This window comes from Haloarcula halobia, from assembly GCF_029338255.1.
Lineage (GTDB): Archaea > Halobacteriota > Halobacteria > Halobacteriales > Haloarculaceae > Haloarcula > Haloarcula halobia.
The window spans coordinates 1013573-1026200 of sequence record NZ_CP119787.1 but is presented as its reverse complement, the minus strand read 5'-3'; the positions used below and the strand labels follow the sequence as shown (position 1 = coordinate 1026200).

The 12628-nt window shown below is 68.3% G+C and carries 13 protein-coding genes; 9 read left to right on the top strand and 4 right to left on the bottom strand.

Features of this window, described 5'->3' with window-relative positions; genetic code table 11:
* Nucleotides 1-46 precede the first annotated feature (46 nt).
* Nucleotides 47-766 (top strand): helix-turn-helix domain-containing protein, encoded by a 720-nt coding sequence (locus P1K88_RS05470; RefSeq protein WP_276413171.1) that lies wholly within the window; start codon nucleotides 47-49, stop codon nucleotides 764-766.
* On the opposite strand, the gene P1K88_RS05465 is transcribed toward P1K88_RS05470, so the two are convergent.
* Nucleotides 763-1590 carry a proline dehydrogenase family protein gene (locus tag P1K88_RS05465; protein ID WP_276413169.1) on the bottom strand — a complete coding sequence of 276 codons (828 nt, stop codon included), beginning with the start codon at nucleotides 1588-1590 and terminating at the stop codon, nucleotides 763-765. The two genes, P1K88_RS05470 and P1K88_RS05465, sit on opposite strands and share 4 nt — an antisense overlap.
* A 169-nt stretch (nucleotides 1591-1759) precedes the next feature.
* On the opposite strand from P1K88_RS05465, the gene P1K88_RS05460 reads away from it, so the two are divergent.
* Genes P1K88_RS05460 through P1K88_RS05440 form a run of 5 tightly spaced genes read left to right on the top strand, consistent with a single transcriptional unit; the run spans nucleotide 1760 to nucleotide 6811 of the window.
* Nucleotides 1760-3094: an ABC transporter substrate-binding protein gene (locus tag P1K88_RS05460; RefSeq protein ID WP_276413168.1), complete on the top strand. Its 1335-nt coding sequence runs from the start codon at nucleotides 1760-1762 to the stop codon at nucleotides 3092-3094.
* An 8-nt stretch (nucleotides 3095-3102) separates the two neighbouring features.
* Nucleotides 3103-4062 (top strand): branched-chain amino acid ABC transporter permease, encoded by a 960-nt coding sequence (locus tag P1K88_RS05455; RefSeq protein ID WP_276413167.1) that lies wholly within the window; start codon nucleotides 3103-3105, stop codon nucleotides 4060-4062.
* Nucleotide 4063: 1 nt separating this feature from the next.
* Nucleotides 4064-5290: a branched-chain amino acid ABC transporter permease gene (locus P1K88_RS05450; RefSeq protein WP_276413165.1), complete on the top strand. Its 1227-nt coding sequence runs from the start codon at nucleotides 4064-4066 to the stop codon at nucleotides 5288-5290.
* The gene (locus tag P1K88_RS05445; RefSeq protein WP_276413164.1) at nucleotides 5283-6104 is read left to right on the top strand and encodes an ABC transporter ATP-binding protein; all 822 of its coding nucleotides are present in this window, start codon (nucleotides 5283-5285) and stop codon (nucleotides 6102-6104) included. The genes P1K88_RS05450 and P1K88_RS05445 overlap by 8 nt, the downstream gene beginning before the upstream one ends.
* Nucleotides 6101-6811 carry an ABC transporter ATP-binding protein gene (locus P1K88_RS05440; protein WP_276413163.1) on the top strand — a complete coding sequence of 237 codons (711 nt, stop codon included), beginning with the start codon at nucleotides 6101-6103 and terminating at the stop codon, nucleotides 6809-6811. The genes P1K88_RS05445 and P1K88_RS05440 overlap by 4 nt, the downstream gene beginning before the upstream one ends.
* 57 nt (nucleotides 6812-6868) lie before the next feature.
* On the opposite strand, the gene P1K88_RS05435 is transcribed toward P1K88_RS05440, so the two are convergent.
* Nucleotides 6869-7198, bottom strand: coding sequence for a thioredoxin family protein (locus P1K88_RS05435; protein WP_276413161.1), 330 nt, complete (start codon nucleotides 7196-7198; stop codon nucleotides 6869-6871).
* Between the two features lie 86 nt (nucleotides 7199-7284).
* Here P1K88_RS05435 and mutS point away from each other — a divergent pair, with 86 nt between their 5' ends.
* Nucleotides 7285-9963: a DNA mismatch repair protein MutS gene (gene mutS, locus P1K88_RS05430; RefSeq protein ID WP_276413160.1), complete on the top strand. Its 2679-nt coding sequence runs from the start codon at nucleotides 7285-7287 to the stop codon at nucleotides 9961-9963.
* A 16-nt stretch (nucleotides 9964-9979) separates the two neighbouring features.
* On the opposite strand, the gene nucS is transcribed toward mutS, so the two are convergent.
* Both nucS and P1K88_RS05420 read right to left on the bottom strand, forming a co-directional pair.
* Nucleotides 9980-10714: an endonuclease NucS gene (gene nucS / locus P1K88_RS05425; protein ID WP_276413158.1), complete on the bottom strand. Its 735-nt coding sequence runs from the start codon at nucleotides 10712-10714 to the stop codon at nucleotides 9980-9982.
* A 9-nt stretch (nucleotides 10715-10723) separates the two neighbouring features.
* Complete coding sequence (locus P1K88_RS05420; protein ID WP_276413157.1) at nucleotides 10724-11155, bottom strand: hypothetical protein; 432 nt, start codon at nucleotides 11153-11155, stop codon at nucleotides 10724-10726.
* A 164-nt stretch (nucleotides 11156-11319) separates the two neighbouring features.
* Here P1K88_RS05420 and P1K88_RS05415 point away from each other — a divergent pair, with 164 nt between their 5' ends.
* Nucleotides 11320-11598 carry a DUF7577 domain-containing protein gene (locus P1K88_RS05415; protein ID WP_276414118.1) on the top strand — a complete coding sequence of 93 codons (279 nt, stop codon included), beginning with the start codon at nucleotides 11320-11322 and terminating at the stop codon, nucleotides 11596-11598.
* Nucleotides 11599-11644: 46 nt separating this feature from the next.
* Nucleotides 11645-12628, top strand: a complete 984-nt coding sequence (locus P1K88_RS05410) for a Gfo/Idh/MocA family protein (RefSeq protein WP_276413155.1) — start codon at nucleotides 11645-11647, stop codon at nucleotides 12626-12628.

Here is a 12628-nt window from a genome sequence, read left to right as displayed (position 1 = left end):
TTTGTGAAACCGTCACGTACAAACGCGTCTAAGGGATACAGAACCTATGAGTGTCGACATTCCGGTATCGGGAACCCGGCTCACACTGGACCTGTGGCATCCGAACTGCTGGGCCATCGAGGCGACCGAACAGGTAGGCGGCGGCGTCCTGGCCCACGCCGTCTACAACTCGCCGGCGACGAGCGAGGCGGGGGTCTCGTCGGTCAACGGGCTGTTCACGGCCTTCGGGGACTCCGAAGACGAAGTCGACAGACTGCTCCAGACCATCAGCGAGTCCAGTCGGGCCGGGGAGCTCCAGGAGCTACAAGAGCGGTTCGGCCGCCAGCGCAACGCCCCCGGCAACGTCGTCCGCGAGTTCTTCCTCGAGTACGACCCCGCGGACATGGTCTGTCCGACGCTGCTCGAACACGGGTTCGTCCACAGCGCTCCCGTCCGCATCGAGGACGGCCGCGAGGAGTGGCAGGTCTGTTTCGCCGGCGAGCGCTCGCGTATCGAACCGGCACTCGACGACGTCGAATCGGCCGCCGGTGCCGACGTGGACGTGGCGTCGATAACCACATCGGACTCGCCGTTGTCGGCCCGCGAGGGCCGTCTCGATTCGCTCACCGCGGCCCAGCGCGACGTCTTCGAGCACGCCCGGGAGTCGGGTTACTACGAGTGGCCGCGCGCGACGTCGACCCGCGAACTGGCGGCCGACCTGGACGTCTCGAAGACCACGCTGTTAGAACACCTGCGGAAGGCCGAGGCGAAACTCCTTGACCCCTAAATACCGACGACGGCCCGCAGCGCGAACAGGGCGTTGGACTTGCGCTCTCTGACGCGGCGGTAGAAATACGAGAACCACTTCTCGCCGTAGGGGATGTACTGGTAGACGTCGACGTCGGGGGCGAGACGGGTCTGTTCGTCCTCGCGCACGCCCATGAGCATCTGGACCTCGTAGGGGGTGCCGTACTCGGCGTGGAGGTCGGCGGCCAGCGAGATCATCTCGGGGTCGTGGCTCCCGACGGCGATGCCGTCCTCGAAGTGCTCGAACATGTACTCGAGGTACTCCCGGTACGCCTCGTCGACCTCTGCCTTCTTCTTGTAGGCGATCTCCTTCGGTTCGTCGTAGGCGCCCTTGACCAGCCGGACCTTCCCCGGGAGGTCGGCCAGTCGCTCGAGGTCCTCGCGCGTGCGCTTGAGGTTGGCCTGGACGCAGACGCCCACGTTGCCGTCGGTCTCCCGGGCGTGGTGCTCGAAGGCGTCGAGGGTGACGTCGGTCGTCGTGTGGTCTTCCATGTCGATCCAGACCAGACAGTCGGCGGCCTCGACGATTCGCGCGAGGTTCTCCCGGAAGACGTCCTCGCCGATGTCGAGACCGATCTGGCTGGGTTTGACCGAGATACACGACCGGGTATCGCGGTCCGCCAGCGCGGTCACGAGGTCGACGTAGGCCTGGGTGTCCGCGTCCGCATCCGCCCGGTCGTCGTAGTGTTCGCCCAGCAGGTTCAGTATCCCCCCGACGCCCCGGTCGTTCAGGTCGTCGACGTGGTCCATCGCCGCCCCCTGTGTCTCGCCCGCGACGAAGTTTCTCGCGATAGGTGGTAGCATACCCACCAGCTGGTCCTACCGCGGTATATAGGTCCCCCCGACCAAAAATTCCGGATTGTTCGTATCGAAATTATACTTGCAGTCCCCGTCTCGAGACGCCAGTTCCCGGCTTCCCGTCCATGGTCGGGGCGCGGTTAATGATGGTCCTTGTGCCATGTGGGGCATAGCCATGAAAGACGATTCAGAATACACGTTCGACCGACGACGGGTACTCAAAGCGGCGGGCCTCGCGGGACTCGCGGGCCTGGCCGGCTGTGTCAGCACGACGGACGACGGTGGCGACGGCGGCAGCGACGGCTCCAGCGACGGCGGCTCCAGCGACGGCGGCTCCAGCGACGGCGGCAGCGAGGACACGGACACCGAATCGGGCGGCGACGGCGGCGCTTCCGGGCCGTACGAGATCGGGATGGTCAACTCCCTGACCGGGTCGCTGTCGGCGTTCGGGCAGCGCAACCAGCGCGGGAAGGAACTCGCCCTGGAGGCCGTCAATTCGGTCGGCGTCGGGGGCCGCGAGCTCTCGATTATCGAAGAGGACTCCGAGAGCGAGAGTCAGGGCGGCGTCTCCGCGGCCCAGAAGCTCGTCAACCAGGACGAGGTCCCGTTCCTCATCGGCGCAGTCGGGTCCGGCGTCTCACTGGCGATCTACGAGAGTGTCGTCCAGGGCACCGACGTCGTCCAGCTCAGCCAGAACTCGACCGGACTGGGCCTGACCGAGTTCCCTGGACTGCTCCGGATGTCACCGTCGGGGCGCACCCAGTCAGTCGCACTGGCGAATATAATCGCGGAAGACGGCCACGACTCCGTGGCGCTCACCTACGTCAACAACGACTACGGACAGAGTCTGGCCGACGCGTTCGTCAATTCGTATGACGGCGATATCGCCTACAACACCCCGCACGACCAGGAACAGCAGTCCTATTCGAGTCTCGTTTCCGAGATGAACGATTCGGGCGCCGACGCGTGGCTGTTCATCGCCTATCAGGCCGAGTTCGCGACGATGGTCAACGAGATATATTCCAGCGGATACGAGGCCCCTCTCTACGGTGCGGACTCCGCCAAGGGTAGCAATGTCATCGAGAACACGCCCGAGGGCAGCATGGACGGCATGAAGGTCGTCGCGCCGTCTGCTCCGGTAGAGGAAGAGAACTACAAGCAGTTCGCCTCGGAGTTCGAATCCGAATACGGCGAGTCGCCGACCGCGTGGTCGGCGTTTGCGTACGACTGTGTCGTAACCGCCGCGCTGTCGATTCTCGCCGCCGACGAATTCACTGGTGTGGCCCTGCAGGAGACGATCCGCGAGGTGACCCGTCCGGAAGGAGAGCAGGTCACCACCTATGAGGCCGCGGCCGAGATCCTCGCAGACGGTGGCAGCCCCAGCGACGTCGACTACCAGGGCGTCAGCGGCCCGATCGACTTCGACGAGAACGGTGATCCCAAGGGCTTCCTGCAAGTGTTTACCGTCCAGGAACACGAGTACGTCGGAACCGACTTCATCACGTCGTAATCCCGACAATGGTCCTTGACTTACTCGCCAGTGGCCTCGTGTTCAGCAGCATCATCGTGCTGGGCAGCATCGGGCTGTCGCTGATCTACAGCATCGCGAACTTCGCGAACTTCGCGCACGGGGACACCATGACGGTCGGCGCGTACGCGGCGTTCGTCACCTTCGGGGCCGTCGGCGGGCTCGGGTTCGGGATTCTCGGCCTCCCGCTCGGCTTTTTCGTGGCGCTCGTGGTCGGCATCGTCGCCGCGGCCGTCGTGGCCGTCGTCACGGAGAAGGTCGTCTACGACGGGATGAACGCCAGTTCGATCCAGTTGCTCATCACCTCGATCGGGATCGCGTTCATCTACCGCGCGATCATCCAGATGAGCTTCGGTGCGGACTTCACGCGGTTCGACGTCCAGACCCAGCGTCCCATCGAGGCGCTGTTGCCGTACGGCGTCCGCGTCACACAACACGACGTGGCCATCGTCGTCTCGGCGGTCGTGCTGGTCGGGAGCCTGCACACGCTGCTCCAGTACACCGACCTCGGACGGAAGATGCGGGCGATGGCGGACAACCCCGACCTCGCCCGCGTGAGCGGCATCCGGACCGACCGGGTCAAGCTGTGGACCTGGATCATCGGCGCCGGCCTGGCCGGGTCGGGCGGCGTCTTCCTGGGCCTGTACAACCAGCTGTCGCCCCGGATGGGATTCAACCTCCTCTTGCTCATCTTCGCCGCCGTCATCCTGGGCGGCATCGGCTCCGTCTACGGGGCGATGCTCGGCGGGCTCCTCATCGGAGTCATCAACCAGCTGACGCCCGTGCTCTCGGACATCCGGTTCCTCACCGAGATGGGGACCATGCTGCCGCTGGTGCCCGACAGCTTCGGCATCGTCATCGGCATCGAGTACGCCAACGCCATCGCCTTCGTCATCATGGTGGCCGTGTTGCTCGTCAGACCGAACGGCATCGCCGGGGAGGCGGTCTGAGATGGGCGCCCTCTCCGACCCGAAGGGGTACTGGGCGGACCTCACGCGGGCCGAGCGCGGCGTCGTCGGCTTCATAGTGGGCTTCGCCGTCCTCCTGCTCGCGGGCCTGCTGACCGGGGCACTCTCGCCGACGTACTTCCTGTTTCTCGTCGGCATCGCGGGGATGTACGCCCTGCTGTCGTTCGGACTGAACTCCCAGTGGGGGTTCAGCGGCCTCATCAACTTCAGCGTGGCCGCGTTCTTCGGCATCGGTGCCTACGGGACGGCGCTGATGAGCGCCGACTCCTCGCCCATAGCGGGTGGAGTCCTCCCGATAGTGGGGCTGTTCGTGGCGCTCGCCGTCGCCGCTGTCATCGCACTGGCGATCGGCATCCCGACGTTGCGACTGCGCGCGGACTACCTCGCCATCGCGTCGCTCGGCCTCGCGGAGGTCGTCCGACTCGTCGTCCTCAACGAGCGCCAGATCACCAACGGGAGCGCCGGCGTCCGGGGCATCCCGCCGTTCTTCGAGGGGTGGCCCGTCCTGGCGACGCTCCCACAGCAGCTGCCGGGGCTGGTGATACGGCCGTTGCCGGGGACCGAACTCGTCTTGGAGACGCCGTTCTGGGGGGCGCTGTTGAACGTCGCGATCGTCGTGGCGTTCGTCGGCATCAGCTACGGCATCCTCAGGCGGGCCCACCGCTCGCCGTGGGGGCGCGTCCTGCGCACCATCCGGGCCGACGAGGACCTGGCACGGGCGCTCGGGAAGAACACCTACGCGTTCAAGATGCAGTCGTTCGTGCTGGGCAGCCTCATCATGGCGCTGGCCGGCGTGTTCTACGCGCACCTGAACCTGTTCGTGAGCCCGGGCGACCTGGATCCGGTGACGACGTTCTACGTCTGGGTGGCGGTCATCCTCGGCGGCAGCGGGTCGAACCGCGGGGCGCTGTTCGGCGGCGTCGTCATCGTCACCATCCGCGAGGGCACGCGCTTTCTCAGCGGCCTCTCGGGGTTCGTCCTCGACCTGGGCGTCGTGGCGCTCCAGTTCGACCTGAGCTTCATCTCGTCGAACGTCGCGCCGCTTCGCTTCCTGCTCATCGGCGTGCTCATCGTGGTCCTGATGCGGTACCGGCCACAGGGCATCCTGCCGCCACAGCGCGAGCTCATCTGGCCCAGCGTGGTCGACGACCCGCCGTCGAAACTCGATTCCGGCGTCCGCGGCGTCAAGGCGGGTGAGTCCGATGAGTGAACAGACGGGGGGCGACCAGGCCCGCGGGGCGACCGACCCCGACCAGAAAGAGGACGTCGTCCTGCGCGTCGAGGACCTCCAGAAGTCCTTCGGCGCGCTGACGGCGACCGACCACGCGACGTTCGCCGTCGAACGCGGCACCATCACGGGCCTCATCGGCCCCAACGGTGCCGGGAAGTCGACGCTGTTCAACCTCGTCTCGGGCTTCTACGAACCGGACGGCGGCCGCGTCGAGGTCAACGGCACCGACGTGACGGGCATGGAACCCTACGAGGTAGCCGATCACGGCCTCATCCGGACGTTCCAGACCCCCCGCAAGCTGGAGGGGATGACTGTCCGCGAGGCGATGCTCGTCGGCCCGCGCGAACAGCCCGGCGAGTCGTTCCTGAACCTGTTCTTCCGGCCGGGGACGGTCGGAGAGCGGGAGGCGGCCAACCTCGAGGAGGCCGAGCGCATCTTAGAGGAGTTCGAGATCGACCACCTCGCGACCCAGCCCGCGACACAGATCTCGGGCGGGCAGATGAAACTCGTCGAGCTGGCGCGGGCGATGCTGGCCGAACCGGAACTCCTCTTGCTGGACGAACCGGCGGCCGGGGTCAACCCGACGCTCCGGAACAAGCTCGCAGACCAGATCCGCCGGCTGCACGAGCAGGGCACGACGTTCTTGCTCATCGAGCACGACATGGACTTCGTGATGAAACTCGCCGACCCAGTCATCGTCCTCGACCAGGGCCACGTGCTCATGGAGGGGGCGCCGAAGGCGGTCCAGACCGACCAGCGCGTCATCGACGCCTACCTGGGAGGGAACGTATGACCGACCCGGTGCTGGAACTGACCCACGTCGACAGCGGGTACGGCGAGGTCCAGGTGCTCGACGACCTGACGCTGCATCTGAACCCCGAGGAGATCGTCTGTCTCATCGGCCCGAACGGCGCCGGAAAGTCGACGGTGCTGAAGACGGCCTTCGGCATGCTGACCCCGTGGGAGGGGACCGTCACCTACCACGGCGACGAGATCGGCGGGATGGCGCCCGAGGACATCGTCCGCGAGGGCATCGGCTACGTCCCACAGACGGACAACGTGTTCGGGAGCCTGACCATCGAGGAGAACCTCCGGATGGGCGGTGTCGCCCGCGAGGGCGGCCTCGACGAGGTCATCAACCGCCTCTACGACCGGTTCCCGCTGCTCGACGAGAAGCGGTCGGCGAACGCGTCGACCCTCTCGGGCGGCCAGCGCCAGGTGCTCGCGTTCGCCCGCGCGCTGGTGATGGAACCGGACGTGTTGCTCATCGACGAGCCCTCGGCCGGCCTGGCACCGAACACCGCCGACGAGGTGTTCGGCCACGTCCAGGCGGTCAACGACCTGGATACGGCCATCCTGATGGTCGAACAGAACGCCACGAAGGGGCTGGGCATCTCCGACCGCGGCTACGTCTTAGACCAGGGGACCGTCCGCTTCGAGGACGAAGCGTCGGCGCTGCTCGACAACGACGACGTCTCGAAGCTCTACCTCGGCGGGTGAGTGGGCGTCGTCCAACCCGTCGTGGATGGCGACAGCCGGAGACGACGGCGGACGGTTCTAGCGCTCGACGAACGCGACGAGGTCCTCGGTCGGGACGAACCCGTCGGCGACCCGGTCGACGACCGCGCCGTCCTCGAACAGCAGGAAGGTCGGGACGCTACGCACGTCGAACTCGGCGACGGCGTCGAGGTCGGATTTCGGGTTGAAGTCCACCACGGCCACGTCCGTCGCGCGGGCGACGTTGTCGATGATGGGGTCCATCGACTTGCAGATGGCACAGCCGGCGGTCCGGACCATCACCAGCACGCGCTCGCGGGCGGCGAGTATCTCGTCGAGTTCGGTTCGGGTTTCGATGGTCACGGCACGGTCTGAGACGTCTGTAGACACAGGCGAAGGTAGGACGCCGGGTGTCAAGAACCCCTCGCCGGACCCGGAGCGGAGCGCCTATCAGGGCCCGGGTGCTGTGACCGCCCATGGACGCAGCGCTTGGCCCGCCCGACCAGATGGCCGAGCTCGAGGACGACCTGACGCCGATGATGGCACAGTACTTCGAGCTGTGCCGGCAGTACGACGAGTCCCTCCTGCTCTTTCAGGTCGGGGACTTCTACGAGGCGTTCTGTGACGCCGCCGAGCGGGTCGCCCGGCTGTGTGAGATCACGCTCACCCAGCGGACGGACTCGACCGGCGAGTACCCGATGGCGGGCATCCCCATCGACAACGCCGAGTCGTACATCGAGACGCTGCTGGAGGCGGGCTACCGGGTGGCCGTCGCCGACCAGGTGGAGGACCCCGACGAGGTAAGCGGCGTCGTCGAGCGCGCGGTGACCCGCATCGTCACGCCCGGGACGCTCACCGAGGCCGAACTGCTGGGCGGGGCGGACAACAACTACGTCGCCGCACTCACCCAGGGGGCGGACTACGGCCTCGCGCTCCTAGACATCTCGACGGGCGACTGCTACGCGACCAGCGTCGGAAGCGAGACTGCCGTGGGCGACGAACTGAGCCGCTTCGGCCCCGCCGAGGCCATCGTCGGGCCTGGGGTCGACGTCGACGCAGACGCCGTCTTCGGCCCGGCCTGTCTGGTGACCGAGTACGACGCGGCGACCTTCGAAGTCGACCGGGCCGGCGAGCGCGTCGAGCGGTACTTCGGCCCGCCCGACCGGTTGCTGGCCGGCGACAGCGAGATCCGCGCCACTGGCGCGCTGCTGGCCTACGCCGAGTACACCCGCGGGAGCGCGGGGGCGGTCGGACCGGACGGCGAACCGGTCGACCCGGACGCGGACCCGGAGCGGACGCTCGACTACCTCAATCATCTCACGCGCTACGACCCACGGGAGTACATGCTACTGGACGCCGTCGCCGTCGAGAGCCTAGAGCTGTTCGAGCGCCGGTCGGTGCGGGGCCACGAGAACCTGACGCTCGTCGAGACGCTGGACGAGACCGCCTGTGCGCTCGGCCGCCGGAAGCTCACCGACTGGCTCCGCCGGCCGCTGCTCGACGAGCAACGCATCGAGGCCCGCCACGAAGCGGTCGCGGAACTCCAGTGCGACCCGGCGACCCGCGAGCGCCTCCACGACCTGCTGTCAGAGGTCTACGACGTCGAGCGACTCATCTCTCGGGTGTCGCGGGGCCGGGCCAACGCCAGGGACCTGCGCTCGCTTGCGTCGACGCTCGCCGTCGTGCCCGACGTGCGCGAGGCGCTCGAAGACGCCGATGCGCGACTGCTCGCAGACCTGGGCGCGACGCTGGACCCCCTGACCGAGACCCGCGAGGAGATCGCGGCGGCCATCCGCCCGGACCCGCCACAGCAGGTGACCGAAGGCGGGGTCGTCCGCGAGGGCTACGACGACGACCTCGACGCCTTGCGTTCGACCGAACGGTCGGGCAAGCAGTGGATCGCCGACCTGGAGGAAAGCGAGCGCGAGCGCACCGGCATCGACTCGCTGAAGGTGGGCCACAACAGCGTCCACGGCTACTACATCGAGGTGACCGACGCGAACCTCGATTCGGTGCCCGAGGACTACCAGCGCCGCCAGACCCTGAAGAACAGCGAACGCTACTACACGCCCGAGCTCAAGGAGCGCGAAGAGGAGATCCTGCGGGCCGAGACGGCCGCCGACGACCTGGAGTACGACCTGTTCTGTGCGGTGCGCGACGACGTCGCGGCCGAGGCCGAACGGGTGCAGGCACTGGCCGCTCGCCTGGCCCGCCTGGACGTGCTCGTCTCGTTCGCCGAGGTGGCCGCCCGCTACGACTACTGCCGGCCGACCGTCGGGACCGACGGCATCGACGTCACGGCGGGCCGGCATCCGGTCGTCGAGCGCACCCAGGACGCGTTCGTCCCCAACGACACCCATCTCGGGAGCGGCCCCGTCGACGGCGCGAGCGAGGTCACCGCGCCCTACTTCGCCGTCGTCACCGGCCCCAACATGAGCGGGAAGTCGACGTACATGCGCCAGGTGGCGTTGCTATGCCTGCTGGCCCAGGCAGGCAGTTTCGTCCCCGCCCGGTCGGCCGACCTCCCCATCCTGGACCGCATCTTCACCCGCGTCGGTGCCAGCGACGACATCGCCGGCGGCCGGTCGACGTTCATGATAGAGATGACCGAACTGGCGACGATACTCGAGGGGGCGACGGCCGACTCGCTGGTCCTGCTCGACGAGGTGGGACGGGGTACCTCGACGGCCGACGGACTGGCCATCGCCCGGGCGGTCACCGAGTACCTCCACGACGAGGTGGGCGCGTACACGCTCTTTGCGACCCACCACCACGACCTGACCGACGCGGCAGCGGCGCTGCCGGGCGTGACCAACCGCCACTTCGAGACGAGTCGCGAGGACGGCCGGGTCGTCTTCGACCACGAGGTCGCGCCCGGTCCGGCCGCGGCCTCCTATGGCGTCGAGGTGGCGAGCATGGCCGGTGTCCCGGACTCGGTCGTCGAGCGTTCGCGTGACCTGCTGGATGCCGGCGGGACGGCGGCCGGCGATGCCGAACCCGACCCCGGCACGAACGGCCACGACCCGACCACAGACGCCGTGGCGGCCGAGGGGGACAGCGGCGTCGAGGCCGCCATCCGCGAGGCCGACGTGGCGACGATGACGCCCCTGGAGGCGCTGAACACGCTGGCGACGCTCAAAGATCGGATCGAGTGAGCGGTCGTTCCGGTCGCTACTCGCTCGGCGGTTCCACGGGCACGAACTCCAGTCCCTTCTCGGCGAGCAGCTGTCGCGCCCGGTCGGTGACCGACGGCGCGGCCAGGATGCCCCGGACCTCCGTGTCGGCGTGGAGGTCACGCCGGAGCGCGCCCACGTACCGGTCGAGCTGGCCCACGGCGTCCGGCCCGACCCGCCGGCGCTTCAGCTCGACGACGACGGCCCGGCCGGCGTCGTCCTCGCCGTAGATGTCGACGGCGCCCGCTGGCGTCTCCCGTTCGGTCGCCAGCGGCGTGAACCCGGCCTCGACGAGTTCGGGGTCCGCGAGGAGACGGTCTTTCAGGTCCGCCTCGGTCCCGGTCAGCGCGAGGTCCTCGGGGTCGGTACCGTCGAAGGCAGCGGCGTGGGCGACCGTCTCGAAGACCACCTCCAGGTGCTCGTCGGGGGTCGACCGGTCGGAGGTGACGACGAGCGCGTCGTCGACGACCGTGGCCTCGTGGTCACACCCCGGCGGTTGCCAGTTGACCGGCTGGTGACCCTCGTCGGTGTGGACCAGCGCCGTGCCGTCTGACTTGAGCATCACGTGGCGGTCGCCCGGCCCCAGCGAACTGCTCGCGCGACCCTCGTACTCGACGGCGCAGGTGCCAAAGAGCGTCACCAGCGCGCCGCGCTCGAGGCCGCGTTCGACGAGGTCCAGCGCCGTCGCTGGGGTGGGGTACGAGAGCGTCTCGACGGCGCGTTCGGCGGTCACGGCTGGCGGTTAGCGGTCGTCCCGTAAAAAGGACGCGTCGTCGACGTGGACAACCTCGGCCCGCCGGTAGAGCGCCCCGAGCAACCCGGCGCGGACGAGGGGCGGCGGCAGGCCCGCGGCGACGGCACCGGAGGCGTGGCTCTTGGCGCCGGTCCACCAGTCCCGCAGGGCGCCGGGATCGCCGGTGCGGGCCACCGCGACGTCGTCGGGGTCGGACAGCGTCGGATCGAGCCAGCAGACGCAGTAGGTGCACACGGCCCCGTCGAGGACGACCAGCGTCTCCACCGTCGCGTCCAGCACGTCACGGACCTCCGCCGGGGTCAGGCCGGCCGCGAGCGGGCGCGACTGGGCGAGCGGGTCGGCGTCGACGCCCCAGTGGGCGAGTCGGCAGTCGAACCGGTCGTCGTCGCGTGCAACGACGACGAGCGTCCGCGCCCCCATCAGTGACCACCGGACGTCTCTCGGACGAGCATACGCGGCCCTGGTCCCGTCACCCTACTTGAACGCTCGGACGGTGACGGAGACTGAGCGCTCACGACCGGTCGCCCACGTCGTGATACCACGGCACAACCCTCAAGTAATTCGTCACCGTAGCGTCACGTATGATGGTGAGCGAATGGTTATACGGGGCAATCGCACTCCTCGTGGGTATCCATATACTGACCATGCTGTATGCCTACCGGCGAAACAGCGACCCGGCGGGCGCGAGCGTGCAGGCCGAGCCGCCCCCGCCGGTCAACGAGACACGCGACGAGGAGCGCGTGACATGCCCGCACTGTGGCGTGACGAACCGGTCGGGGTATCGGTTCTGCAAGCAGTGCGTCTCGGACCTCAGCACCCGGACCACACAGCGGCCACAGATCGAGCAGGGACAGCCACACTGACCCGGGGGCAGACACTTTTAGGTGCGACCCCGCCGTTTCCCGCGCCATGCGCTTTGGAGTCCTCTCGACGGCCAGAATCGGGCGCGAATCCGTCATTCCCGCCATCCAGCGAAGCGACCACGAGGTCACCGCCATCGCGTCGCGCGACGCCGACGCGGCCCGCCGGGCGGCCGACGACCTCGGCATCGCGGCCTCGTACGGCGACTACGAGACGATGCTCGCCGAGGCCGACGTCGACGCCGTCTACAACCCGCTGCCCAACGCCCTCCACGCCGAGTGGACCCAGACGGCGGCCGACCACGGCCACCACGTCCTCTGTGAGAAGCCCCTGACCGTCGACGCCGCGCAGGCCGCCGACCTCTTTACCTACGTCGAGGAGCGCGGTGTGACGCTGATGGAGGCGTTCATGTACCAGTTCCACCCGCGGACCGTCCGGGCCCGCGAACTCGTCGCCGAGGAACTGGGCGAGGTCCGGACCGTCGAGGCGTCGTTCAAGTTCCGGCTGGACGACCCCGACGACATCCGCCTCAGCCCGGAACTGGCCGGCGGCGGCCTGATGGACGTCGGCTGTTACGCCGTCAGCGCGGTCCGTGGCTTCCTGGGTGAACCGAACCGGGCCTACGCGTACGCCGCCGATACCCGCGACGCAGGCGTGGACACGAACCTCGCCGGCACGCTGGAGTTCGACGACGGCCGCGTCGGGCAGATCGGCTGTGGCCTCGACGGCCCCCACGTCGAGCGCTACCGGGTCGAGACGACGGACGGGTGGCTCGAGGCGCGGGACTGCTTCGGGCCCGGGCCCGACCAGTCGGTGTCGCTGACCTACAGCGTCGACGGCCGCGAGGTCACCGAGACGTTCGACGCCGTCGACCACTACACCCTGCAGGCCGAGGCCTTTGCCGACGCCGTCGCGGCGGGCGAGGAACCGCCGGTCGACCGGGCCGAGACGGTGGGGAACATGCGCGCTATCGACGCGCTCGCCCGGAGCGCCGAACGTGGCGAACCCGTCGACGTCGCCGGCCCGAACTGA